Annotated in this window: 20 protein-coding genes; 3 read left to right on the top strand and 17 right to left on the bottom strand. The window is 57.9% G+C overall.

The features are described 5' to 3' along the window. Window positions 1-8: 8 nt before the first annotated feature. The 16 genes from nuoH to CJF39_RS06180 form a co-directional block, all read right to left on the bottom strand. Complete coding sequence (gene nuoH, locus CJF39_RS06255) at window positions 9-1,016, bottom strand: NADH-quinone oxidoreductase subunit NuoH (RefSeq protein WP_047274301.1); 1,008 nt, start codon at window positions 1,014-1,016, stop codon at window positions 9-11. After that, the gene (gene nuoG, locus CJF39_RS06250) at window positions 1,013-3,727 is read right to left on the bottom strand and encodes an NADH-quinone oxidoreductase subunit NuoG (protein ID WP_094992621.1); all 2,715 of its coding nucleotides are present in this window, start codon (window positions 3,725-3,727) and stop codon (window positions 1,013-1,015) included. The genes nuoH and nuoG overlap by 4 nt, the downstream gene beginning before the upstream one ends. A 132-nt stretch (window positions 3,728-3,859) precedes the next feature. Continuing rightward, window positions 3,860-5,215 (bottom strand): NADH-quinone oxidoreductase subunit NuoF, encoded by a 1,356-nt coding sequence (gene nuoF / locus CJF39_RS06245; protein ID WP_094992620.1) that lies wholly within the window; start codon window positions 5,213-5,215, stop codon window positions 3,860-3,862. After that, the gene (gene nuoE / locus CJF39_RS06240; protein ID WP_047274305.1) at window positions 5,212-5,709 is read right to left on the bottom strand and encodes an NADH-quinone oxidoreductase subunit NuoE; all 498 of its coding nucleotides are present in this window, start codon (window positions 5,707-5,709) and stop codon (window positions 5,212-5,214) included. The genes nuoF and nuoE overlap by 4 nt, the downstream gene beginning before the upstream one ends. A gap of 2 nt (window positions 5,710-5,711) precedes the next feature. Next, the gene (nuoC, locus tag CJF39_RS06235; RefSeq protein WP_094992619.1) at window positions 5,712-7,496 is read right to left on the bottom strand and encodes an NADH-quinone oxidoreductase subunit C/D; all 1,785 of its coding nucleotides are present in this window, start codon (window positions 7,494-7,496) and stop codon (window positions 5,712-5,714) included. Between the two features lie 74 nt (window positions 7,497-7,570). Next, entirely contained in the window at window positions 7,571-8,245 is a 675-nt protein-coding gene (locus tag CJF39_RS06230) for a NuoB/complex I 20 kDa subunit family protein (RefSeq protein ID WP_094992618.1), read from the bottom strand. Window positions 8,246-8,255: 10 nt separating this feature from the next. Next, on the bottom strand, window positions 8,256-8,669 hold the full coding sequence (locus tag CJF39_RS06225) for an NADH-quinone oxidoreductase subunit A (protein ID WP_003446990.1): 414 nt from the start codon (window positions 8,667-8,669) through the stop codon (window positions 8,256-8,258). Window positions 8,670-9,209: 540 nt separating this feature from the next. Continuing rightward, on the bottom strand, window positions 9,210-10,535 hold the full coding sequence (aceA, locus tag CJF39_RS06220; RefSeq protein WP_047274311.1) for an isocitrate lyase: 1,326 nt from the start codon (window positions 10,533-10,535) through the stop codon (window positions 9,210-9,212). Window positions 10,536-10,767: 232 nt separating this feature from the next. After that, a complete protein-coding gene (locus CJF39_RS06215) occupies window positions 10,768-11,511 on the bottom strand; it encodes a secretin N-terminal domain-containing protein (RefSeq protein WP_094992617.1) in 744 nt (247 codons plus the stop codon). A 151-nt stretch (window positions 11,512-11,662) separates the two neighbouring features. After that, the gene (locus CJF39_RS06210) at window positions 11,663-12,085 is read right to left on the bottom strand and encodes a GNAT family N-acetyltransferase (protein ID WP_094992616.1); all 423 of its coding nucleotides are present in this window, start codon (window positions 12,083-12,085) and stop codon (window positions 11,663-11,665) included. Beyond that, window positions 12,078-13,244, bottom strand: a complete 1,167-nt coding sequence (locus tag CJF39_RS06205; RefSeq protein ID WP_094992615.1) for a cupin domain-containing protein — start codon at window positions 13,242-13,244, stop codon at window positions 12,078-12,080. Before CJF39_RS06205 ends, CJF39_RS06210 begins: the two co-directional genes overlap by 8 nt. 82 nt (window positions 13,245-13,326) lie before the next feature. Beyond that, entirely contained in the window at window positions 13,327-14,697 is a 1,371-nt protein-coding gene (gene purB / locus CJF39_RS06200) for an adenylosuccinate lyase (protein WP_070411975.1), read from the bottom strand. Between the two features lie 131 nt (window positions 14,698-14,828). Next, a complete protein-coding gene (gene hflD / locus CJF39_RS06195; protein WP_070411976.1) occupies window positions 14,829-15,449 on the bottom strand; it encodes a high frequency lysogenization protein HflD in 621 nt (206 codons plus the stop codon). After that, window positions 15,446-16,579, bottom strand: a complete 1,134-nt coding sequence (gene mnmA / locus CJF39_RS06190; protein WP_094992614.1) for a tRNA 2-thiouridine(34) synthase MnmA — start codon at window positions 16,577-16,579, stop codon at window positions 15,446-15,448. The genes hflD and mnmA overlap by 4 nt, the downstream gene beginning before the upstream one ends. Window positions 16,580-16,638: 59 nt before the next feature. Continuing rightward, a complete protein-coding gene (locus CJF39_RS06185; RefSeq protein ID WP_094992613.1) occupies window positions 16,639-17,085 on the bottom strand; it encodes an NUDIX hydrolase in 447 nt (148 codons plus the stop codon). Window positions 17,086-17,234: 149 nt separating this feature from the next. Beyond that, window positions 17,235-19,457 (bottom strand): NADP-dependent isocitrate dehydrogenase, encoded by a 2,223-nt coding sequence (locus CJF39_RS06180; protein ID WP_094992612.1) that lies wholly within the window; start codon window positions 19,455-19,457, stop codon window positions 17,235-17,237. A gap of 466 nt (window positions 19,458-19,923) precedes the next feature. Here CJF39_RS06180 and icd point away from each other — a divergent pair, with 466 nt between their 5' ends. Continuing rightward, a complete protein-coding gene (icd, locus tag CJF39_RS06175) occupies window positions 19,924-21,180 on the top strand; it encodes an NADP-dependent isocitrate dehydrogenase (protein ID WP_094992611.1) in 1,257 nt (418 codons plus the stop codon). 76 nt (window positions 21,181-21,256) lie between these two features. Here icd and CJF39_RS06170 read toward each other — a convergent pair whose 3' ends face one another. Continuing rightward, a complete protein-coding gene (locus CJF39_RS06170; RefSeq protein ID WP_141232167.1) occupies window positions 21,257-21,529 on the bottom strand; it encodes a cold shock domain-containing protein in 273 nt (90 codons plus the stop codon). A gap of 224 nt (window positions 21,530-21,753) precedes the next feature. On the opposite strand from CJF39_RS06170, the gene clpS reads away from it, so the two are divergent. Both clpS and clpA read left to right on the top strand, forming a co-directional pair. Beyond that, complete coding sequence (gene clpS / locus CJF39_RS06165; RefSeq protein ID WP_047274327.1) at window positions 21,754-22,116, top strand: ATP-dependent Clp protease adapter ClpS; 363 nt, start codon at window positions 21,754-21,756, stop codon at window positions 22,114-22,116. A gap of 29 nt (window positions 22,117-22,145) precedes the next feature. Further along, window positions 22,146-24,416: an ATP-dependent Clp protease ATP-binding subunit ClpA gene (gene clpA / locus CJF39_RS06160; RefSeq protein WP_094992609.1), complete on the top strand. Its 2,271-nt coding sequence runs from the start codon at window positions 22,146-22,148 to the stop codon at window positions 24,414-24,416. Window positions 24,417-24,422: the final 6 nt, after the last annotated feature.

Genomic DNA, 24,422 nt, shown 5'->3' with positions numbered 1-24,422 from the left:
CTCTATCCTCACTGAACCGCGCCGGCGGGCGTGTTCAACAACACGACTGCGGCGGTTACCAGCAAATTGATCAGGGTCAGCGGCAGGCAGAACTTCCAGCTGAAATCCATCACTTGGTCATACCGAGGGCGCGGAATAGAAGCGCGCAGCAGGATGAAGATCATGATGAAAAACGCGGTCTTCAGGGCGAACCAGATAAACGGAATCTGCGGCAGGATGCCGAAAGGCCCGTGCCAGCCACCGAAGAACAGAGTCACCAGCAACGCCGAGATCAACACGATCCCGATGTATTCACCGACGAAGAACATGCCCCATTTCATACCGGCATATTCAATGTGGTAACCATCGGCCAGTTCCTGCTCCGCTTCCGGCTGGTCGAACGGGTGACGGTGAGTCACGGCGACGCCGGCAATGAAGAAGGTCAGGAAACCGAAGATCTGCGGAATGATGAACCACAGGTTCTGCGCTTGATATTCAACGATATCGCGCATGTTGAACGAGCCAACCTGCACAACGATACCCATCAGCGACAGGCCCATGAACACTTCGTACGAAACAGTCTGAGCCGAGGCTCGCAGGCTGCCGAGCAGGGCGAACTTGTTGTTGCTCGACCAGCCTGCGAACAACACCGCGTACACCGACAGGCCGGCCATGGCGAAGAAGAACAGGATCCCGATGTTCAGGTCCGCCACACCCCAGGTCGGGGTGATGGGGATAATCGCGAAGGCGATCAGCAAGGCGCTCATGGCCACAACCGGTGCCAAAGTGAAAATCACCTTGTCGGCAAACGGCGGTGTCCAGTCTTCCTTGAAGAACATTTTGATCATGTCAGCGGCGATCTGAAACGCGCCGAACGGGCCGACGCGGTTCGGACCGTAACGGTCTTGCCACAGGGCGAGCAAGCGGCGCTCGACCCAGCTCAACAGCGCACCGCATACCACCACGGCGAGCAGGATTACCACGGCTTTGACCACCGAGAGAATCACGTCGATCACTTCAGGCGTGAACCAGGTCATTGGGCTGCCTCCTGCAAACCGTCAACGGTAAGGCCAAAGATCGCTGGCGGGATACCGGCCAGACCGGCAGGCAATGCCACCAGGCCAGCACCCAGCTCTTCATTGATACGCAGCGGCAAACGCAGGCTCACACCGGCTACGTTCAGGCTGAGCAGTGCACCGTCATTAACGCCCAGGCGATCGGCTTCGGACTTGGCCAGCGCGATATAGGCGGCAGGAATGCGTTCTTGTACCGGCGCGGCTTTCGAAGAGTTTTCTTCGCTGCCCAGCAGGTGATAGAACGGCACCACTTGCCAAGTGCCACGCGCCGGGTTGAATGCGCCCGGAATGTTGGCGAACCAGCTTAGCGAATCGCCCTTGCTTTCGATCAGTCGAATGCCTGGATCGCCCGCACGGATGTGACCGCCGACTTCGTCCTGGAACTTGTTCCACGCTTGTGGCGAGTTCCAACCCGGCGACCAGGCAAAAGGCACTTGCTGACGTGGCTCAACGGAGCCCGAGTAGCCTTCCATGGAGAAGGCGAACGCAGTGTCCGGGTCTTGCGGGGTACGCGGCTCGTGCACACTGATGTTGGCGCGCATGGCCGTGCGGCCGCTGTAGCGCAGCGGTTCGCGGGCCAGTTTCAGGCCTTTGATGCGGAAGGCCGCCGAAGGCGCCGCTTCAACGATGCCGGCCAGTTCAGGCGTGCAGGCGGCTGTAGCCTGAGTCACATGGTCCAGCAGCGTCCAGTCGACCGGTTTGTTCAGCAGGGTGCTGCGCAGGGCGTGCAACCAGCGCCAGCCTTCGTGGATCAGGTTGCTGGCGTCCAGATAACGTGGGTCAAACACCTGGAAGAAGCGCTGGGCGCGGCCTTCCTGGCTGACCAGTGTGCCGTCGCCTTCAGCGAAACTGGCCGCTGGCAGTACCAGGTCGGCACGGTCGGTGGTGGCGGTTTTCTGATGGTCGGCAACGATCACGACTTTGGCTGCGTCCAGCGCAGCGTTCACTTTCACGGCATCTACGCGGGTGAAGAGGTCGTTTTCCAGTACCACGATGGCGTCGGCCTGGCCGTCAATCACCGCTTGCAGCGCGGCGTCTACCGATTCACCGCCGAGCATGGCCAGGCCAAGGCTGTTGGCTTCAGGCACGACAAGGCTGATGGAACCGGCTTTTTCGCGCAGGTGCAGGGCTTTGGCAATGTTGCCCGCCGCTTCGATCAAGGCTTTGGAGCCCAGTGAAGTACCGGCAATGATCAGAGGACGTTTGGCGGCGAGCAAGGCGTCGGCAATGCGTTGCGCCAGTGCCTGAGCTTCAGTGTCCAGTCCGGTAACGGCAGGCGCGCTGGCATCGAGGGCATGAGCCACGGCGAAACCGATGCGGGCCAGATCGTCCGGCGCGGCGTGAACGCATTCTTCAGCCACGTCGTCCAGCTTGGTTTCTGCAAGGCTGGCAATGAACAGCGGGTTCAGCGCGTGCTGACCGATGTTTTTCACCGCCGCGTCAAGCCACGGCTGAACGCGCATGGCGTCGGCCATGTCTTCGGCTTTGCCCTTGACCGACTGACGCAACGACAGAGCCATACGCGCGGCGGTCTGGGTCAAGTCTTCGCCCAAGACGAAAATCGCGTCGTGGTCTTCGATATCGCGCAGGTTCGGCACCGGCAGCGGGCTGTCCTTGAGGACTTGCAACACCAGACGGATACGCTCCAGCTCACCGGCTTCGATACCCGAGTAGAAATGCTCGGCGCCTACCAGCTCGCGCAGTGCGAAATTGCTTTCGAGGCTGGCGCGAGGCGAACCGATACCCACAATATTGCGACCGCGCAGCAGTTCGGCTGCCTTGTCCAGTGCAGCGTCGACGCTCAGCTTGTTGCCGTCGGCCAGCAGCGGCTGACGCGGGCGATCGGTACGGTTGACGTAGCCGTAACCGAAGCGACCACGGTCACACAGGAAGTACTGGTTGACAGAACCGTTGAAGCGGTTTTCGATGCGGCGCAATTCGCCATAACGCTCGCCCGGGCTGATGTTGCAGCCGCTGGAGCAACCGTGGCAGATGCTTGGCGCGAATTGCATGTCCCACTTGCGGTTGTAGCGCTCGGAGTGGGTTTTGTCGGTGAACACACCGGTCGGGCAGACTTCGGTGAGGTTGCCCGAGAACTCGCTTTCGAGAACGCCGTCTTCAACGCGACCGAAGTACACGTTGTCGTGAGCGCCGAATACGCCGAGGTCAGTACCGCCAGCGTAGTCTTTATAGAAACGCACGCAGCGATAACAGGCGATGCAGCGGTTCATCTCGTGAGCGATGAACGGGCCAAGTTCCTGGTTCTGGTGGGTGCGTTTGGTGAAACGATAACGGCGCTCGTTGTGACCGGTCATCACGGTCATGTCTTGCAGGTGGCAGTGACCGCCCTCTTCGCACACAGGGCAGTCGTGCGGGTGGTTGGTCATCAGCCATTCGACAACGCTGGCACGAAACACTTTCGCTTCTTCGTCGTCGATGGAAATCCAGCTTCCGTCAGTGGCCGGGGTCATGCAGGACATCACGATACGACCACGGGTGTCGTTCTCGTCGGTGTATTGCTTGACTGCGCACTGGCGGCAGGCGCCAACACTGCCCAGGGCAGGGTGCCAGCAGAAATACGGAATATCGAGTCCCAGCGACAGACAGGCCTGTAACAGGTTGTCTGCCCCATCGACTTCGAGCTCTTTGCCGTCTACGTGGATAGTGGCCATGGTTCAAAGGTCTTCGTTGGCCCGGTGTCAGCGGGCGTGGCTAATGGAATCTTGTTATTCGTTCGAAGCTACCCAGCCTTACGGCGTTATCGAACGATCAGAGGGCGGCACGGACCACCCTCATTCAGAACGTTACGCGCCGATTACAATCGGGCGTGCCAGAGGTGGAACACCGGGTTTTGCTTGCGCAATGCCGGCTTCGAATTCTGGACGGAAGTACTTGATTGCGCTGCCCAGTGGCTCCACGGCGCCCGGTGCGTGGGCACAGAACGTCTTGCCCGGGCCCAGGAAACCCACCAGACCCAGCAGGGTCTCGATGTCGCCCGGCTGGCCTTCACCTTTCTCGATGGCCATCAGCAGCTTGACGCTCCATGGCAGGCCATCGCGGCAAGGCGTGCAGAAACCGCACGACTCGCGGGCAAAGAACTGCTCCATGTTGCGCAGCAGCGAGACCATGTTGACGCTGTCGTCCACGGCCATGGCCAGGCCCGTACCCATGCGGGTACCCACCTTGGCGATCCCGCCGGCGTACATTTGTGCGTCCAGATGTTCAGGCAGCAGGAAGCCTGTACCGGCGCCGCCCGGCTGCCAGCACTTGAGCTTGAAGCCGTCTCGCATGCCGCCCGCGTAATCTTCGAACAGCTCGCGCGCAGTCACGCCAAATGGCAGTTCCCACAGGCCGGGGTTCTTGACCTTGCCGGAGAAGCCCATCAGCTTGGTGCCGTGGTCTTCGCTGCCCTCGCGGGCCAGGGATTTGTACCAGTCAACGCCGTTGCCGATGATGGCCGGTACGTTGCACAAGGTCTCTACGTTGTTGACGCATGTCGGCTTGCCCCAAACGCCCACAGCCGCCGGGAAGGGCGGTTTGGAACGCGGGTTGGCACGTCGGCCTTCAAGGGAGTTGATCAGTGCGGTTTCTTCACCGCAGATATAACGCCCGGCACCGGTGTGCACGAACAGTTCGAAATCAAATCCCGAGCCCAGAATGTTTTTGCCCAGCAGGCCCGCGGCCTTGGCTTCTTCGACGGCACGGCGCAGGTGCACGGCCGCTGTGGTGTATTCGCCACGCAGGAAGATGTAGCCACGGTAGGTTTTCAGTGCACGGGCACTGATCAGCATGCCTTCAATCAGCAGATGGGGCAGTTGCTCCATCAGCATGCGGTCTTTCCAGGTGTTGGGCTCCATCTCATCGGCGTTACACAGCAGGTAACGGATGTTCATGGATTCGTCTTTGGGCATTAGCCCCCACTTCACGCCGGTGGGGAAACCAGCACCGCCGCGACCTTTGAGGCCAGCGTCTTTCACGGTCTGGACGATGTCGTCCTGAGCCATGTCAGCGAAGGCTTTGCGAGCCGCCGCATAGCCGTTTTTGGCTTGATATTCGTCAAGCCACACCGGCTCGCCGTCGTCACGCAGGCGCCAGGTCAGGGGATGGGTTTCTGCCGTGCGCGCAATGCGGTTGGCAGGCCCGAAAGAAGTCAGGGTCATGGGTAGCCCTCCAACAACGTTGCAACGCCCGATGGCTGGACATCACCGAAAGTGTCGTCGTCGATCATCAACGCAGGCGCTTTGTCGCAGTTGCCCAGGCAGCACACCGGCAGCAGCGTGAAGCGACCGTCTGCTGTGGTCTGGCCCAGGCCGATGCCCAGCTTGGTCTGGATCTCGCTGACCACGGACTCGTGACCACCGATGTAGCAGACCATGCTGTCGCATACGCGAATGATGTGTCGACCGACCGGCTGGCGGAAGATCTGGCTGTAGAACGTGGCCACGCCTTCGACGTCACTGGCGGGGATGCCCAGCAGTTCGCCAATGGCATAAATCGCGCCGTCCGGCACCCAGCCACGTTCTTTCTGAACGATCTTAAGCGCCTCGATCGACGCTGCGCGCGGATCTTCGTAGTGATGCATCTCGTGCTCGATGGCCGAGCGCTCGGTTTCGCTAAGGGCGAAACGGTCTGTCTGGATAAGCGTGCTGTTCATGCTTAGCGGTCCACGTCGGCCATAACGAAATCGATACTACCCAGGTACGCAATCAAGTCCGCGACCATTTCGCCTTTGATCACCGAAGGGATCTGCTGCAAATGGGCAAAGCTTGGGGTGCGAATCCGGGTGCGGTAGCTCATGGTGCCGCCATCGCTCGTCAGGTAATAACTGTTGATGCCCTTGGTCGCTTCAATCATCTGGAAGGATTCGTTGGCCGGCATGACCGGGCCCCACGAAACTTGCAGGAAGTGCGTAATCAAGGTCTCGATGTGCTGCAAGGTGCGCTCTTTGGGCGGCGGCGTGGTCAGCGGGTGATCCGCCTTGTACGGGCCGGCCGGCATGTTGCGCATGCACTGCTCGATGATTTTCAGGCTCTGGCGCATCTCTTCGACACGCACGATGCAACGGTCGTAGGCATCGCCATTGGCCGCCAACGGCACTTCGAACTCGAAGTTCTCGTAGCCCGAGTAGGGACGCGCCTTACGCAGGTCGAAGTCGCACCCGGTAGAACGCAGGCCAGCACCTGTAACGCCCCATTCGAGGGCTTCTTTGGTGTTGTACTGTGCAACGCCGATGGTACGGCCTCGCAGGATGCTGTTGTCCAGAGCGGCTTTTTGATATTCGTCCAGACGCTTTGGCATCCACTCGACGAATTCCTGAACCAGTTTTTCCCAGCCGCGAGGCAGGTCGTGAGCAACGCCGCCGATGCGGTACCAGGCCGGGTGCAGACGGAAACCGGTAATCGCCTCAATCACTTTGTAGGCGCGTTGACGGTCAGTGAAGGTGAAGAACACCGGCGTCATGGCGCCCACGTCCTGGATATAGGTCCCCAGGAACAGTAGGTGGCTGGTGATACGGAAGAACTCGGCCATCATGATGCGGATGGTGTCGACGCGGTCCGGTACCTTGATCCCGGCCAGTTTTTCAACCGAGAGCACGTACGGCAGGTTGTTCATCACGCCGCCGAGGTAATCGATACGGTCGGTGTACGGGATGAAACTGTGCCACGACTGGCGCTCGGCCATTTTTTCGGCGCCACGGTGGTGGTAGCCAATGTCAGGCACGCAGTCGACGATTTCTTCGCCGTCCAGTTGCAGGATGATGCGGAAGGCACCGTGAGCCGAAGGGTGGTTCGGCCCCAGGTTGAGGAACATGTAGTCCTCGTTTTCGCCGGAACGCTTCATGCCCCAGTCTTCAGGCTTGAAGCGTGCGGCTTCTTCTTCCAGCTGGACTTTGGCCAGGCTCAGGCTGTACGGGTCGAATTCCGTGGCGCGTGCAGGAAAGTCCTTGCGCAGCGGGTGACCTTCCCAGGTCGGGGGCATCATGATGCGCGACAGGTGCGGGTGCCCGGCAAAGTCGATGCCGAACATGTCCCACACTTCCCGCTCGTACCAGTTGGCGTTCGGCCAGATCCCAGTCACGGTCGGCAGGCTCAGATCGCCTTCGGACAGGGCGACCTTAATCATGACGTCGCTGTTACGCTCAAGCGACATCAGATGATAGAACACAGTGAAGTCGGCACCCGATGGCAGGCCCTGACGCTTGGTGCGCAGACGTTCGTCGACACCGTGCAGGTCATAGAGCATGACGTAGGGTTTTGGCAGGTTGCGCAGGAAGGTCAGCACGTCGACCAGTTTGGCGCGGGCAACCCAAAGCACCGGCATGCCGGTGCGCGTGGCCTGGGCAGTGAATGCATCAGGGCCAAAACGGTTATTCAGTTCGACAACCACATCGTGGTCGTCAGCCTTATAAGGCGGGATGTACAGAGCGGAGCCTGTAGTCATGGTTTTTTATCGCTTTCGTTCAACGTAAAGAATGAAGCCAGTGTCTCGTTCTATAAAAAAGACGCGGGGCTGGATCAGACTTCGTCGGGGCTGCGCAGGTTGGTCACCTGAATACGCTGTTCGCGGCGCTGTTCCTTTTGCGATGGCATCTCGGCGCGGTACACGCCTTGTTCGCCAACGACCCAGGAAAGTGGGCGACGCTCCTGGCCAATCGACTCTTGCAAGAGCATCAAGCCTTGCAGGAAAGCCTCAGGGCGGGGTGGGCAGCCGGGTACGTAAACGTCCACGGGCAAAAACTTGTCCACCCCTTGAACCACGGAGTAGATGTCGTACATGCCACCGGAGTTGGCGCACGAACCCATGGAGATGACCCATTTAGGTTCAAGCATTTGCTCGTAGAGACGCTGAATGATCGGCGCCATCTTGATGAAGCAGGTACCGGCAATAACCATGAAATCCGCCTGGCGCGGCGAGGCCCGGATAACTTCGGCGCCAAAGCGCGCGATGTCGTGGGGCGCCGTGAAGGCGGTGGTCATTTCCACGTAGCAGCACGACAGACCGAAGTTGTACGGCCACAGGGAGTTTTTACGCCCCCAGTTGACCGTGCCGTTCAGCACGTCTTCAAGCTTGCCCATGAAAATGTTTTTGTGGACTTGATCTTCTAACGGATCGGCAACGGTTTCCCGTTTGCCGATCGGGTATTGCTCGTTAGGAGCATCCGGGTCGATCCTGGTGAGTTCGTATTGCATCGCCAAAGCCTCATTGTTTCAGCTTGGCCTGCCGCTTACGACGAGCTTCCGGTGCCCAATCAAGAGCACCCACCCGAAATAGGTAGACAAGGCCTGCCAACAGAATTGCTATGAAAACGAGAGCTTCGACGAATCCGGTCCAGCCGCTTTCGCGAACAGACACAGACCAGGCAAAGAGAAAGAGGGCTTCGATATCGAAGATCACGAACAGCATCGCGACCAGATAGAATTTTGCGGAGAGCCGCAAGCGGGCGCCACCGGTGGGTAGCATGCCGGACTCGAACGGTTCATTTTTGCTGCGGCCCCAGGCTTTTGACCCGAGGAGGCTGGAGACGCCAAGCATGAAGGCACAAAGGCCGACAACGCCGAGAAGGAAAATGGCAAAGCCCCAGTTGTGGGCTATGAGTCCTGTCGCTTCGGGCATGCTGGTAATCCTTAACAGAGAGCCAATGTCTCTGAGCTCAAAAAGGTAATAAAGCAGTGACGATATGTCGCAGCGCAATTGATGGGCGGGATTTTATGGCTAAACACCCAGCAAGTAAATTTTCTAAGATGAATTAATTCAGTCCTTTAGTGGTATAGCTTCCTCCAAAGTCTACGTAGGCCACGTGATGCGGGCCTTACAGCTTATTTCAGCAATGATGTTTTGTTTGCACGGCTAAGCACCGGAACGCTTACAAATGATAATGAATATCGTTTGGGTGCGAGTGTGTTGTTTTACAGCTTAGCCTGCCTGCGCAAGTTGGCTTATATATGTAGCCGTTGCAAGTTTCGAACTTGGTTTTTTAACCTGATTTTGTTTTCGATGTATGGATCTGGGTCAGGTTTTGGTCGGCGTGCGGGCACATTTTCACAAAATCCAAATAAAAAAACGCCCCGAACCGGTCGGGGCGCTATGTTCAAGGCATTGCGATTGTTCTTTACAGGCGAGGCAATGGCCGTCGTTTCACTGGTTGCCGGGCAATCAGTGGAACTGTTCTTCTTCAGTCGAGCCGGTCAGGGCGGTGACCGAGGACGAGCCACCCTGAATCACGGTGGTCATGTCATCGAAGTAGCCAGTGCCCACTTCTTGCTGGTGCGCAACAAAGGTGTAGCCTTTGGCAGCATCAGCAAATTCCTGTTCTTGCAGCTTCACGTAGGCGGTCATGTCGTTACGGGCGTAGTCATGCGCCAGGTTGAACATGCTGTGCCACATGTTGTGGATGCCGGCCAGGGTGATGAACTGGTGCTTGTAGCCCATTGCCGACAGCTCGCGCTGGAATTTGGCGATGGTCGCGTCGTCCAGGTTTTTCTTCCAGTTGAAGGAAGGCGAGCAGTTGTAGGACAGAATCTGGTCCGGGTATTCCTTCTTGATGGCTTCAGCAAAGCGACGCGCTTCGTCCAGGTCCGGCTTGGCGGTTTCACACCAGATCAGATCGGCATACGGTGCGTAGGCCAGGCCACGGGCAATGGCTTGATCCAGGCCAGCGCGCACTTTGTAGAAGCCTTCCTTGGTGCGTTCGCCGGACACAAAAGGCTTGTCGTACGGGTCGCAGTCAGAGGTCAGCAAGTCGGCAGCGTTAGCATCCGTACGGGCCAGAATGATGGTTGGCACGCCCGCCACGTCGGCAGCCAGTCGCGCAGCCGTCAGCTTCTGTACCGCTTCCTGGGTTGGAACCAATACCTTGCCGCCCATGTGGCCGCATTTTTTAACCGAGGCCAGTTGATCTTCGAAGTGAACGCCCGCAGCGCCCGCTTCGATCATGTTCTTCATCAGCTCGTAAGCGTTCAGTACGCCGCCGAAGCCAGCTTCAGCGTCTGCCACGATGGGTGCGAAGTAGTCGATGTAACCTTGATCACCCGGGTTTTTGCCGGATTTCCACTGGATTTGGTCGGCGCGACGGAACGAGTTGTTGATGCGCTTGACCACGGTTGGAACGGAGTCCACCGGGTACAGCGACTGGTCGGGGTACATGGATTCGGCAGAGTTGTTATCTGCCGCCACTTGCCAGCCCGAGAGGTAGATAGCCTGGATGCCGGCTTTAACCTGTTGTACTGCCTGGCCCCCGGTCAGGGCGCCCATGCAGTTGACGAAATCTTTTTCAGGACGGAAGGACGGGTGTGCGCCCTGAGTCACCAGTTTCCACAGCTTTTCGGCGCCCATTTTTGCAAAGGTGTGCTCGGGTTGAACCGAGCCGCGCAGGCGGACCACGTCAGCAGCGGAGTAATCGCGAGTCACGCCTTTCCAGCGTGGGTTTTCGGCCCAGTCTTTCTCGAGGGCTGCAATTTGCTGTTCGCGTGTCAGTGCCATGGTGATAAACCTCGTCGCATAGGTCTGGGTTGAAAAATTTTTGCTCCACCAGGCACACAACCATTTTGTTCGTATACGTGCGTGAATGGCTTCTCGCTTGCGGTCGGGGGCGCTTTGCAGGGCCTCTGATCGGCGGGAGCGGGGCCATCATGCCTTCGCTTTTTTGAGCCGTCAAACGTTTTGTAGTGCTTTTATGGTTGCACTACATATTTGGTCTAATACGACCCGTCAGTCAGTTTTGGCCCTTTTGGTCGAGCGCGTCGACTTTGACCCGCAATGTCATGTCATCCCGGTTTTGGGTCGAGTATGTAAGGGTTTGGCCCTGCTGCCCTGCTTGATTCTGGCCGCTGATGCCCGCCACTGTGATCCATTGTCCAAGGGGGCCGCTGACTTGTGTGTCGGTACTTTGCACGTTCACTACATCCGGTTGTTCCTGGCTCATGCGGTCGCGGTTGGTGCTGATCGCCAGGTGTACCGTTTCACCTGTAACACTGGCTGTGATGTAGAAACCCCGGGTCACAGTGCGGTAAGTGGTTTGTGCAGAGAGGCGCCCGTATGCGTCGGTCTGGGTGCTGGTCTGGGGAATGCTTTGGCCTGTCTGGATCAATGCGGGCACACCTTCAGTGGCCTGAATTTGCTGAACGCCGCCGTCACGGCTGGCGGTGCTGTAAACCCGTGTGCTGCTGTTGGTGTCCGGCAGGTTGTTATCGCTGGTGTCGACGGTGATGAGTAAACGGCGTGCAGGTTTGTCGAGTTGTCTGAGCAGCGCTTCCAGGCTTTGGATTTTCTCTGACGGCGCCTCGACGATAAGTTGATTGCCGTAAACGCTGACGTTGCCGTCCTTGCCGATAAACTGCTGTGCAACCGGCAGTAAGTCTGCGCTGGTGCGGTTTTTCAGGGTGATGACTTGGGTGTCGGCAACGGCGTTGAGGCTGAACAGCAACATCAGACCGGCGATGAGGGGGCGTAAGACCATGTCTGTTATCTCCGCAAGGCTTGAAAAGGGATGAGGGCAGTGTGCCAGTTTGTCGGCGCAAATGTGACGAGGTTGAATGACACTTGGCAAAACGCCCTGCGATCCGAAGATGGCAGGGCGTTTTCTTATCCAGCAACAGGGATCGCTCGTGTCAAGCGCAGCGCACCATGTCCACGTGCGGAATGCCCGCCTCCAGAAACTCTTCACTCACAATCTTGAACCCGAGTCGTTCATAGAAAGGCGTAGCGTGCACTTGCGCACTTAGCTTCTGCTCTTTCAGGCCGCGTTTTTCGGCTTCTTTGAGGGTGGCTTGCATCAGCGCGTCGCCAACTTTCAGCCCGCGCCAGTCCTTGAGCACGGATACCCGGCCTATATGGCCGTCAGCCAGGAGCCTGGCCGTGCCAATCGGGTAATCACCCTCAAACGCCAGAAAGTGCACGGCGCTGCTATCGTCCGAATCCCACTCCAGCTCGGGCGGCACCTGCTGTTCATTAATAAACACCGCTTCACGGATGCGTCGAAGTTCGGCGTTATCCTTTTGCCAGTCGGCGACACGTACGTGAATTCTATTCATCAGCGAACCCCAGGCTTCCTTGTTTAACCAGCTCACAGAGCAGGTTGCGTCCATCTTCATCGGCCAGCCATGGGCCGAGGTTTTCAGCGTGCAAGGCATCAGCCGCACAGATCATTTTCAAGAGCTCGCGCAGTTTGCCCGGTAGCAGGCGGCTCTGGCCGCTGGCAAACAACAACAGGTCTTCATCCACTTCAGACCAGGCTAAGCGGGCGCTCGGGTTGCGAATCAATACCGCGCCCTGGTCGAGACTGCCCAGCAAGTCTTCCTCTTCGAGTTCGGGGCCAACCACGAGTTCCGGATATCTTGGCTCGGTCATGAATTGGCCGAACCAGGTCAGAAGCATGCGTTCATCGCTCATGTGCTCAGCGAGCAGCCCTTTGAGGCGATCCAGCGCATCGTGCTGGATCTGATGCGGGTCGCTGACCGGTTGCGCGTCGGCGTCCGTATAGCGCTCTTCATCGGGCAGGTACTGGCTCAGGAAGTCGGTGAAGTGAGTCAGTACTTCAGCTGCGCTCGGCGCGCGGAAACCGACCGAGTACGTCAGGCAGTCGTCGACTGCCACTCCGCAGTGGGCCAGGCGTGGCGGCAGATACAGCATGTCGCCGGGTTCCAGGGTCCACTCGTCGGCGGCCTCGAAGTCAGCCAGGATACGCAGGTCGGCGTGTTCCAGCAGTGCGCTGTCTGAGTCGCACATCTGACCGATCTGCCAGTGGCGCTTGCCGGCCCCTTGCAGCAGGAACACGTCGTAATTGTCGAAGTGCGGGCCTACGCTGCCGCCGGGCGCGGCGTAGCTGATCATCACATCGTCAATACGCCAGCTTGGCAGGAACCGAAAGTTCTCCAGCAGCTCGCCCACTTCCGGCACGAATTGATCCACCGCTTGTACCAGCAGGGTCCATTCGCGCTCGGGCAATTTGCCGAACTCATCTTCGGCAAAAGGCCCGCGGCGCAGCTCCCACGGGCGTTCGCCGTGCTCGATGACCAGTCGCGATTCGACCTCTTCTTCAAGCGCCAGACCGGCCAGTTCGTCGGCATCGATCGGGCTTTCGAAGTCAGGGATTGCCTGTCGGATCAGCAGCGGTTTTTTCTGCCAGTAGTCGCGCATGAATTCGCGTGCAGTGATGCCGCCCAGAAGTTGAAGAGGAAGATCAGGATTCATGTGTAACCTATTGAAAAGTTGCGCTTTGTATTCGGGAATAAAAACGCCCGGCACGGCCGGGCGTTAGTAGGTCGTACAGCGATCAGATGCGCTTGGCCTGTTCGACCGCGTTGCCGATGTAATTGGCAGGGGTCAGCAGCTTCAGCTCGGCCTTGGCCGCTTCCGGCATTTCAAGGCTATCAATGAAAGTCTGCAGCGCTTCAGGGCTAATGCCCTTGCCGCGCGTCAGCTCTTTAAGCTTCTCGTACGGGTTTTCAATGTTGTAGCGACGCATGACGGTCTGGATAGGCTCAGCCAGGACTTCCCAGCAGGCATCCAGATCCGCAGCGATCTTCTGGGCATTGAGCTCCAGCTTACTGATGCCTTTGAGGCTGGCTTCGTACGCGATCACGCTGTGGGCAAAACCCACGCCGAGGTTGCGCAGCACGGTGGAGTCGGTCAGGTCGCGCTGCCAGCGGGAGATTGGCAGCTTGCTGGCCAAGTGCTGGAACAGTGCGTTGGCGATACCCAGGTTGCCTTCGGAGTTTTCGAAGTCGATCGGGTTGACCTTGTGCGGCATGGTCGACGAACCGATTTCGCCAGCGATGGTGCGCTGTTTGAAATAACCCAGGGAGATGTAGCCCCAGATATCACGGTCGAAGTCGATCAGGATGGTGTTGAAGCGCGCAATGGCGTCGAACAGCTCGGCAATGTAGTCGTGCGGTTCGATCTGCGTGGTGTACGGGTTGAAGCCGAGGCCCAGTTCGTCTTCGATGAAGGCGCGGGCGTTGGCTTCCCAGTCAATCTGCGGGTAGGCCGACAGGTGGGCGTTGTAGTTGCCTACGGCGCCGTTGATTTTGCCCAGTAGCGGTACCGCGGCCACTTGAGCGATCTGGCGCTCCAGACGGTAAACCACGTTGGCCAGCTCTTTACCCAGAGTGGTAGGCGACGCCGGTTGGCCGTGGGTGCGCGACAGCATCGGCACGTCGGCGAAGCGGATGGCCAACTCGCGGATGGCTTCAGCAGTTTGACGCATCAGCGGCAGCATCACGTCATCGCGGCCTTCGCGCAGCATCAGGGCGTGGGACAGGTTGTTGATGTCCTCGCTGGTGCAGGCAAAGTGGATGAATTCGCTGACGTTGGCCAGTTCAGGCAACTTGGCGGCCTGTTCCTTGAGCAGGTACTCAATGGCTTTGACGTCGTGGTTGGTGGTGCGTTCGATCTCTTTGACGCGTTCGGCGTGTTCCAGAGAGAAGTTCTCGGCCAGTTCATTCAGAACGGCGTTGGCTTCGGCGGAGAAGGCCGGTACTTCAGGGATGGCGGCGTGAGCGGCCAAACGCTGGAGCCAGCGAACTTCAACCAGTACGCGGGCACGGATCAAACCGTACTCGCTGAAAATAGGGCGCAGGGCCTGGGTTTTGCCGGCGTAGCGGCCGTCAACAGGGGAAACCGCAGTGAGCGAAGAGAGCTTCATGGGGTGTTCTCGGACAGTCGGGCAACGAAATGGGGCGCGTATCATACATGAAAAAAAACGGCCGGTCCGTTGCCAAGTGACCGGCGTCTTACGCGAAAGCGACGTTACAAAAGTGTGCGTTCTGGCGGTTTTTAGCCGCGCAGCATTGGATATAGCTCTTTGAGCAGTTTGCGACGGCTGAATACCAGCTGCCAGCGGTGACCGCCCAATTGCCGCCACAAGCGTGCCGAGCGAATCCCTGCCAGCAGCAGCGCGCGAATTTTGGCGGCGTTGTTGGGTTGTTGCAGGTTGCGCATGTCGCCGTGAACCTGAATCCGCTGTCGCAGGGTGCTCAGGGTGTCCTGATACAGTGCGCCGCACGCAGCCACTACGTTTTCATGGGCCGGACCGAAGTGCTCGACCTGTGACTGGATCTGCGGCAAGCGTTTGCCGATGAGTTCAAGCATGTCATCGCGCTTTGCCAGTTGGCGCTCCAGATTGAGCATCGACAGTGCGTAGCGCAAAGGTTCGCGCTGCAAGGTATTGGGATCGCGCTCAAGGGCGCCGATGAGCGCACGGTAACCCTCGCGCAGGTTGATGTCGTCGCCGCCAAACACTTCCAGCGTGTCTTTCGGGTCGCGCACCAGCAATGTGCCAAGCATGCAGGCCAGGTCAGCTTCACCAACCTGGCCGGTACGCGCGATCTTGTCCACCAGCACGGCAGCCAGAAAAACACCGCCGAGCGCGATCAGTTGTTCCTGGGTGGCATTCATGCCTGTTCGCCCTTGTTGGACCAGGGTTCAGCAACTTCGATCACGCCGCCGCCCAGGCACACGTCACCCTCGTAGAAGACCACGGACTGGCCAGGAGTAACGGCGCGTTGCGGGTCATCGAAGGTCGCGCGGTAGCCGCTTGCGGTTTTTTCCAGCGTGCACGGCTGATCGCTCTGGCGATAGCGCACTTTGGCGGTCAGGCGCAGCGGGCTGCCGAGATCAATCGGGTTGACCCAAAAGATTTCCGAAACCAGCAGGGCGCGCGAAAACAGCCATGGGTGATCGTTACCCTGACCGACAATCAACTCGTTGTTTTCGAGGTCTTTGTGCAGCACGTACCACGGCTCGTCGCTGGTATCTTTGAGGCCGCCAATACCCAGACCCTGCCGCTGGCCAATGGTGTGATACATCAGGCCGTGATGACGGCCGATGACCTCGCCTTCGGTGGTTTTGATCTCGCCCGGCTGTGCGGGCAGGTATTGCTTGAGGAAGTCGCTGAAGCGGCGTTCACCAATGAAGCAGATGCCGGTGGAATCTTTCTTCTTGGCGGTCGCCAGGCCGTGTTTCTCGGCAATTTTGCGCACTTCGGGCTTTTCCAGTTCGCCGACCGGGAACAGGGTACGGGCGATTTGCTCGCCGCCGACGGCGTGCAGGAAGTAGCTTTGATCCTTGTTCGGGTCCAGGCCCTTAAGCAGCTCAGTGCGGCCGTCGAGGTCGCGACGGCGCACGTAGTGGCCGGTGGCAATCAGGTCGGCGCCAAGCATCAGGGCGTAGTCGAGAAACGCCTTGAACTTGATTTCACGGTTGCACAGGATGTCCGGGTTGGGCGTGCGCCCGGCCTTGTATTCGGCCAGGAAGTGTTCAAACACGTTGTCCCAGTATTCGGCGGCAAAGTTGGCAGTGTGCAGCTTGATGCCGATTTTGTCGCACACGGCCTGGGCGTCTGCCAGATCATCCATGGCGGTGCAGTAATCCGTTCCGTCGTCTTCCTCCCAGTTCTTCATGAACAGGCCTTCCACCTGATAGCCCTGCTCCATGAGCAGAACGGCGGAAACGGAAGAGTCAACACCGCCGGACATGCCGACAATGACGCGCTGTTTTTCGGGGGCGACTAAGGCTGGATCACGCATAGGGGTTCAATGAGTGTCTTGAAAAAGGACGCGATTCTAGCAGGCCCGAGCGCTCAAGGCTAAACCGAAGGGCGGATTAACGAGAGGTCGAACAATTTGCCGGCCAGATAATCATCAATGCAGCGCAGGGTCAGTTCGCTGCGCCAGCGGTGGCGCTGTGCGAGTAGTTCGTTTCGGGTCAACCACAGTGGGCCGATAATCCCGGTATCGAGGGGCGAGTCGGGGTGATGCTTGAGCACTTTGCCTGCAAAGCACACGCGCTGATACGTCACACCATTGCTGGGGGCGGTGTACAGGTAAATGCCGATCACGCCGGTCAATTCGACGTCATAGCCAGTTTCTTCAAAGGTTTCGCGAATCGCGGCTTCGAGGAGGCTTTCATTGGGGTCCAGGTGCCCGGCAGGTTGATTAAGCACGGCACGTTCGTGCTTCAGTTCTTCGATCATGAGAAAGCGGCCGTGGTCCTCGACGACTGTGGCAACCGTGATGTGGGGTTTCCATTCCATGAAATCTGCTCGGCTTGAAGGTGGTGGGGTTCTGGATGCTACAGAAAGTTTGTGCCAAGCCCCAAATGTGCAGGTGTCGCAACACGGGGGGGGCAAAAACACAAACCCCGGCGTCGTGGGCCGGGGTTTGTGGTGTTGCGGTGTTGCTCTTACACCGACGCGATGATCGCGTTCAGCGTGGCGCTAGGGCGCATTACGTTGCTGAGCTTGTCGGCATCGGCGTGGTAATAACCACCGATGTCTACCGGCTTGCCCTGAACAGCGTTGAGTTCGGCAACGATGGTTGCTTCGTTCTCGGCCATGGCTTTTGCCACAGGGGCAAATTGGGCTTGCAAGTCTTTGTCTTCAGTCTGGGCTGCCAAGGCTTGTGCCCAGTACAGTGCCAAGTAGAAGTGGCTACCGCGGTTGTCGATATTGCCGACTTTGCGCGATGGCGATTTGTTGTTGTCGAGGAACTGGCCGGTGGCCTGGTCCAGGGTTTTGGCCAACACCAACGCTTTCGGGTTGTTGTAAGTCGTGCCCAGGTGCTCCAGGGAAGCTGCCAGCGCCAGGAACTCACCCAGCGAGTCCCAGCGCAGGAAGTTTTCTTCCAGCAGTTGCTGCACGTGCTTGGGCGCCGAACCGCCAGCGCCGGTTTCAAACAGGCCGCCGCCATTCATCAGCGGAACGATCGACAGCATTTTGGCGCTGGTGCCCAGTTCCATGATCGGGAACAGGTCAGTCAGGTAGTCGCGCAGAACGTTACCGGTCACCGAAATGGTGTCCAGACCCTTGCGGGTGCGCTCCAGCGTGAATTTCATGGCTTCGACCGGGGACATGATGCGAATGTCTAGGCCGCTGATGTCGTGATCCTTCAGGTAAGCCTGAACTTTCTCGATCATCACGCCGTCGTGGCTGCGTTTTGGGTCGAGCCAGAAGACAGCCGGGGTGTTGCTGGCGCGAGCACGGTTGACGGCCAGTTTGACCCAGTCACGGATCGGCGCGTCTTTGGCCTGGCACATGCGCCAGATGTCGCCAGCTTCGACTTTTTGTTCCATCAACACGTTGCCGTTGCTGTCGCTCACGCGAACCACGCCGTCTGTCTTGATTTGGAAGGTCTTGTCGTGGGAGCCGTACTCTTCGGCTTTTTGTGCCATCAGGCCGACGTTCGGCACGCTGCCCATGGTGGTCGGATCGAAGGCGCCGTGTTGCTTGCAGTCTTCGATAACCGCCTGGTAGATGGTGGCGTAGCAGCGGTCCGGGATCACGGCCTTGGCATCGTGCAACTGACCGTCGGTGCCCCACATCTTGCCGGAGTCGCGGATCATGGCGGGCATCGAGGCGTCGACAATGACGTCGCTCGGCACGTGCAGGTTGGTGATGCCTTTGTCGGAGTTAACCATGGCCAGCGCAGGACGATTGGCGTAGACCGCCTGGATGTCCGCTTCGATTTCGGCTTGCTTGTCCGCAGGCAGGGCCTTGATGCGGGCGTACAGGTCACCGATGCCGTTGTTCAGGTTGAAACCGATTTCTTTCAGGACGTCAGCGTGTTTTTCCAGCGCGTCTTTGTAGAACTCGGCCACGATCTGACCAAACATGATCGGGTCGGAGACCTTCATCATGGTGGCTTTCAAGTGCACCGAAAACAGTACGCCTTGTTTCTTGGCGTCTTCGATTTCGGCCGCTACGAACTGGCGCAGGGCTTTTTTGCTCATCACGGAGCAATCGATGATCTCGCCGGCCTGTACGGCCGTTTTTTCTTTCAGGACGGTAGTGGTGCCGTCTTGAGCGATCAATTCGATTTTGACGTTGTCCGGGGCTTCAATCAGGGCTGCTTTTTCGCTGCCGTAGAAGTCGCCTTCGCTCATGTGAGCCACGTGGGACTTGGAGTCTGCGGCCCAGGCACCCATTTTGTGCGGGTGCTTGCGCGCGTAGTTTTTCACCGACAGCGGGGCGCGGCGGTCGGAGTTGCCTTCGCGCAGTACCGGGTTTACGGCGCTGCCCATGACTTTGCTGTAACGCGCTTTAACGTCTTTCTCGGCGTCAGTGGTTACAGACTCAGGGTAATCCGGGATATCGAAGCCCTGCGCTTGCAGTTCTTTGATCGCGGCCTGCAATTGCGGGACTGAGGCGCTGATATTAGGCAGCTTGATGATATTGGCTTCAGGGGTAACGGCCAGGGCGCCCAATTCGGCGAGGTGGTCCGCTACAGCCTTGGCACCCAATTGCTCGGGGAAGCTGGCAAGGATTCGGCCTGCCAGAGAGATGTCGCGCGTCTCAACAGCGATATCAGCCGGCGCGGTGAACGCTTCGATGATAGGCAGCAGTGAATAGGTGGCGAGGGCCGGAGCTTCGTCGGTGAAGGTATAGATGATCTTCGAACGGGTGGGCATTTCGGATTAACTCTCTTCTTTGCTGAGCGTGCTCAGATTCTCGAGATGCGCAGGGTAGGCGCTTTCGTTCACAGTGAACAATGAGCCGAAAGTCGAGGTTCTTCGCGGTGATGTGAATGCATCAGTAGAGCGTCAAGCGGTCGAGCCGGGGTAACGGCTCAGCCTTTCTAGGCCTGAAAGACTCATTGCAGTGTGGTGCCTCGCGATGACTCCGCGGTCACCGGCGCAGTATACATAGGTCACTAATGTTCCGGCGAGGGCTGAGGTGGATCAGTGGTCATCCATTGGTCTAAGAAGCGTTCGCATATCGCCCTGTGTTTTGTCGCCAGGCCCTTTGTATCCGGGGTTGTCAGGGGCGCTGTGGCAGGCATGTAACCGGGTATGTAGAACATTCGGTTTGCGTGCCCATTCAACTGGGTTACGCTCGAGAGCGGCATAGATGTTAAACCCACATATGGAGTTCAGCATGGGATACAACAAGATCAAGGTTCCAGCCGCAGGTGAAAAAATCACCGTCAACGCAGACCACTCCCTGAACGTGCCCGATAACCCGATCATTCCTTACATCGAGGGTGATGGCATTGGTGTCGACATCAGCCCGGTCATGATCAAAGTAGTGGATGCTGCCGTGAACAAGGCCTACGGCGGCAAGCGTAAAATCTCCTGGATGGAGGTGTATGCAGGCGAGAAGGCGACTCAGGTTTACGATCAGGACACCTGGCTACCACAGGAAACACTGGATGCCGTCAAGGAATACGTTGTGTCGATCAAGGGGCCGCTGACCACGCCGGTCGGTGGCGGTATTCGATCGCTGAACGTGGCTCTTCGCCAGCAACTCGATCTGTATGTCTGCCTGCGCCCGGTGCGTTGGTTCGAAGGCGTGCCCAGTCCGGTCAAAAAGCCGGGTGATGTGGACATGACCATCTTCCGCGAGAACTCTGAAGACATTTATGCCGGCATCGAATGGAAGGCCGGTTCGCCCGAAGCCAATAAAGTCATCAAGTTCCTGAAAGAAGAAATGGGCGTGACCAAAATCCGTTTCGATCAGGATTGCGGTATTGGCGTCAAGCCAGTTTCCAAAGAGGGCACCAAGCGTCTGGCGCGTAAAGCCTTGCAATATGTCGTGGATAACGACCGCGAGTCGCTGACCATCGTGCACAAAGGCAACATCATGAAATTCACCGAAGGTGCTTTCAAGGAATGGGCCTATGAAGTGGCGGCTCAAGAGTTCGGCGCAACCTTGCTCGACGGCGGGCCGTGGATGCAATTCAAGAACCCGAAAACGGGGCGCAATGTCATCGTCAAGGACGCCATTGCCGACGCTATGCTTCAGCAGATTCTGCTGCGGCCAGCAGAGTATGATGTGATCGCCACGCTCAATCTCAATGGCGATTATCTGTCCGATGCGCTTGCTGCTGAAGTCGGCGGTATTGGCATTGCGCCAGGTGCAAACCTGTCCGACACCATTGCCATGTTCGAAGCGACTCACGGCACGGCGCCCAAATACGCGGGCAAGGATCAGGTCAACCCCGGATCACTCATTCTGTCGGCTGAAATGATGCTGCGGCACATGGGCTGGACCGAAGCGGCCGACCTGATCATCAAGGGCACCAATGGTGCGATCTCGGCCAAAACCGTCACTTACGACTTCGAGCGCCTGATGGAAGGCGCCAAGCTGGTGTCGTCTTCAGGTTTTGGCGATGCGCTGATTGCGCATATGTAAGCATTGCAGTAACAGAAAAGGCCGACTCACGTGAGTGAATCGGCCTTTTTTTGGCGCTGACTGTGGGATCGGCGGGTCAGACCGAGAGGCTATTGGCCTCTATGGCGGTCGCGGCAGGGGCGACTTTGGTGCTGGTAATATTCACTGCATGCAGGCCTTTGGGGCCTTGAATGATTTCGAAATTGACTGGCTGGCCCGCTTTAAGCGTCTTGTAGCCGTCCATGTCAATGGCTGAAAAGTGAGCGAAAAAGTCGATCTTGTCTCCTTGTTCATCTTTGCCTTCCTTGGCGTCCGTGTTGATAAAGCCGAAGCCTTTGGCATTGTTGAACCACTTGACCGTGCCTTGCATACTCATATCCCTCTGCTGCAAACGACTCCATCACTGGAGTATCATCCAGTTCACTCGCACATCGACCCTGAAAGTGGTTGACTGTGCGGACCTTTACTCCCCACATTGGGTACCAATGGTTGTAACACCGTTTTACCGATAGTCAAGGTCACGCGGCGGCGCTGTTGAAATTTGACGCGCCTGCCTCCATCACTGTAACCGCACAACGACGAACCTTTCTTTCCATGCATGCAATCAGCCAGATTCGACTAACATTCAATCAGGATCGACCCGATTTTGATGACGACGACTCCGCTGGCTTGGCTGTGCAAGAGGCTAAGCCCGCACTTCAGGCGCCGCCGATGTACAAGGTGGTTTTGTTCAACGATGACTACACACCCATGGATTTCGTCGTCGAAGTACTTGAGGTGTTTTTTAACTTGAATCGCGAATTGGCGACCAAGGTCATGCTGGCCGTTCATACAGAAGGACGGGCAGTGTGCGGCATCTTTACCCGCGACATCGCCGAGACCAAGGCCATGCAGGTAAACCAGTACGCACGCGAAAGCCAGCATCCGCTACTCTGTGAAATCGAGAAGGACGGTTAACGCCGACCACTTGGGTATGAGGTGAAGCCATGTTAAACCGCGAGCTCGAAGTCACCCTCAATCTTGCCTTCAAGGAAGCCCGCTCCAAGCGTCATGAATTCATGACGGTAGAGCACCTCCTTCTTGCGCTTTTAGATAATGAGGCAGCCGCAACCGTTCTACGCGCCTGCGGCGCAAACCTCGACAAACTCAAGCATGACCTGCAAGAGTTTATTGATTCCACAACGCCCCTGATCCCCGTTCACGATGAAGACCGTGAAACCCAGCCTACGCTCGGTTTTCAGCGGGTCTTGCAGCGTGCGGTGTTCCATGTCCAAAGCTCCGGCAAGCGCGAAGTCACGGGCGCCAACGTGCTGGTGGCCATTTTCAGCGAGCAGGAAAGCCAGGCTGTCTTCCTGCTCAAGCAGCAAAGTGTTGCCCGTATTGATGTGGTGAATTTCATCGCGCACGGCATCTCCAAGGTGCCGGGCCATGGCGAGCATTCTGACGGCGAGCAAGACATGCAAGACGAGGAAGGGGGCGAGTCCTCTTCTTCAAGCAATCCGCTGGACGCCTATGCCAGCAACTTGAACGAACTGGCCCGCCAGGGCCGTATCGATCCGTTGGTTGGTCGTGAGCATGAAGTTGAGCGTGTGGCTCAAATTCTGGCCCGACGTCGCAAAAACAACCCGTTGCTGGTTGGCGAGGCCGGTGTGGGTAAAACCGCGATTGCTGAAGGCCTGGCTAAACGTATTGTTGATAATCAGGTTCCGGACTTGCTGGCCAATAGCATCGTCTATTCGCTGGACCTTGGTGCATTGCTGGCTGGCACCAAATACCGTGGCGACTTCGAGAAGCGTTTCAAGGCGTTGCTGGGTGAGCTGAAGAAGCGCCCTCAAGCGATCCTGTTTATCGATGAGATCCACACCATCATTGGTGCTGGCGCTGCATCGGGTGGCGTGATGGACGCGTCCAACCTGCTCAAGCCCCTGTTATCTTCCGGCGATATCCGTTGCATTGGTTCCACGACCTTCCAGGAATTTCGCGGTATTTTCGAGAAGGACCGGGCACTGGCGCGTCGCTTCCAGAAAGTGGATGTCTCCGAGCCGTCGGTTGAAGACACGATAGGCATTCTGCGCGGGCTGAAGGGGCGTTTTGAACAGCACCACAGCATCGAATACAGCGACGAATCGTTGCGTGCCGCAGCCGAGCTGGCGTCACGCTACATCAATGATCGGCATATGCCGGACAAAGCCATTGATGTCATCGACGAAGCGGGTGCTTACCAGCGTCTGCAGCCGGTTGAGAAGCGCGTCAAGCGTATTGAGGTCGAGCAGGTCGAAGACATCGTGGCGAAAATCGCCCGTATTCCGCCAAAGCATGTCTCCAGCTCTGATAAAGAACTCCTGCGCAACCTTGAGCGTGACCTGAAGCTGACCGTGTTTGGTCAGGATGCGGCCATTGATTCGTTGTCGACAGCCATCAAGCTGTCACGTGCAGGGCTCAAGTCACCTGACAAACCGGTAGGGTCATTCCTGTTCGCGGGCCCGACGGGTGTGGGTAAAACCGAAGCGGCGCGTCAACTGGCTAAAGCGCTGGGTGTCGAGCTGGTGCGCTTCGACATGTCCGAGTACATGGAACGCCATACCGTCTCGCGTCTGATCGGTGCTCCTCCGGGGTACGTGGGCTTCGATCAGGGCGGTTTGCTGACGGAGGCAATCACCAAGCAGCCGCATTGCGTGTTGCTGCTCGATGAAATCGAGAAGGCGCACCCTGAAGTCTTTAACCTGCTGCTGCAGGTCATGGATCACGGCACGCTGACTGACAACAACGGGCGCAAGGCCGACTTCCGCAACGTGATCATTATCATGACCACTAACGCAGGGGCTGAGACAGCATCTCGGGCTTCGATCGGGTTCACCTTCCAGGATCACTCATCCGATGCCATGGAAGCGATCAAGAAAAGCTTCACGCCGGAGTTCCGTAACCGCCTGGACACCATTATTCAATTTGGTCGCCTCAGTCACGAGGTCATCAAAAGTGTGGTGGACAAGTTCCTTACCGAGCTTCAGGCGCAGCTGGAAGACAAACACGTACAGCTTGACGTCACCGATGCAGCGCGGGGCTGGCTGGCAGCGGGTGGTTACGATGTACTGATGGGCGCGCGTCCGATGGCGCGTCTGATTCAGGACAAGATCAAGCGCCCGCTGGCGGAAGAAATCCTCTTTGGCGAATTGGCCGATCATGGCGGTGTGGTCCACATCGACCTGAAAGATGGCGAATTGACCTTTGAGTTTGAAACGGCTGTCGAAATGGCTTAAAGCAGC

Origin of the sequence: Pseudomonas lundensis, assembly GCF_002269125.1 — a bacterium.
In the GTDB taxonomy this organism is placed as follows: domain Bacteria; phylum Pseudomonadota; class Gammaproteobacteria; order Pseudomonadales; family Pseudomonadaceae; genus Aquipseudomonas; species Aquipseudomonas lundensis_A.
This window is presented reverse-complemented; position numbering and strand designations above follow the sequence as displayed.

Bases quoted from the DNA above. Each gene is read 5' to 3' on its own strand.
- nuoH (WP_047274301.1), bottom strand. From the start codon at position 1,016: ATGACCTGGTTCACGCCTGAAGTGATCGACGTGATTCTCTCGGTGGTC.
- nuoG (WP_094992621.1), bottom strand. From the start codon at position 3,727: ATGGCCACTATCCACGTAGACGGCAAAGAGCTCGAAGTCGATGGGGCA.
- nuoF (WP_094992620.1), bottom strand. From the start codon at position 5,215: ATGACCCTGACTTCTTTCGGGCCTGCCAACCGCATTGCGCGCACGGCA.
- nuoE (WP_047274305.1), bottom strand. From the start codon at position 5,709: ATGAACAGCACGCTTATCCAGACAGACCGTTTCGCCCTTAGCGAAACC.
- nuoC (WP_094992619.1), bottom strand. From the start codon at position 7,496: ATGACTACAGGCTCCGCTCTGTACATCCCGCCTTATAAGGCTGACGAC.
- CJF39_RS06230 (WP_094992618.1), bottom strand. From the start codon at position 8,245: ATGCAATACGAACTCACCAGGATCGACCCGGATGCTCCTAACGAGCAA.
- CJF39_RS06225 (WP_003446990.1), bottom strand. From the start codon at position 8,669: ATGCCCGAAGCGACAGGACTCATAGCCCACAACTGGGGCTTTGCCATT.
- aceA (WP_047274311.1), bottom strand. From the start codon at position 10,535: ATGGCACTGACACGCGAACAGCAAATTGCAGCCCTCGAGAAAGACTGG.
- CJF39_RS06215 (WP_094992617.1), bottom strand. From the start codon at position 11,511: ATGGTCTTACGCCCCCTCATCGCCGGTCTGATGTTGCTGTTCAGCCTC.
- CJF39_RS06210 (WP_094992616.1), bottom strand. From the start codon at position 12,085: ATGAATAGAATTCACGTACGTGTCGCCGACTGGCAAAAGGATAACGCC.
- CJF39_RS06205 (WP_094992615.1), bottom strand. From the start codon at position 13,244: ATGAATCCTGATCTTCCTCTTCAACTTCTGGGCGGCATCACTGCACGC.
- purB (WP_070411975.1), bottom strand. From the start codon at position 14,697: ATGAAGCTCTCTTCGCTCACTGCGGTTTCCCCTGTTGACGGCCGCTAC.
- hflD (WP_070411976.1), bottom strand. From the start codon at position 15,449: ATGAATGCCACCCAGGAACAACTGATCGCGCTCGGCGGTGTTTTTCTG.
- mnmA (WP_094992614.1), bottom strand. From the start codon at position 16,579: ATGCGTGATCCAGCCTTAGTCGCCCCCGAAAAACAGCGCGTCATTGTC.
- CJF39_RS06185 (WP_094992613.1), bottom strand. From the start codon at position 17,085: ATGGAATGGAAACCCCACATCACGGTTGCCACAGTCGTCGAGGACCAC.
- CJF39_RS06180 (WP_094992612.1), bottom strand. From the start codon at position 19,457: ATGCCCACCCGTTCGAAGATCATCTATACCTTCACCGACGAAGCTCCG.
- icd (WP_094992611.1), top strand. From the start codon at position 19,924: ATGGGATACAACAAGATCAAGGTTCCAGCCGCAGGTGAAAAAATCACC.
- CJF39_RS06170 (WP_141232167.1), bottom strand. From the start codon at position 21,529: ATGCAAGGCACGGTCAAGTGGTTCAACAATGCCAAAGGCTTCGGCTTT.
- clpS (WP_047274327.1), top strand. From the start codon at position 21,754: ATGCATGCAATCAGCCAGATTCGACTAACATTCAATCAGGATCGACCC.
- clpA (WP_094992609.1), top strand. From the start codon at position 22,146: ATGTTAAACCGCGAGCTCGAAGTCACCCTCAATCTTGCCTTCAAGGAA.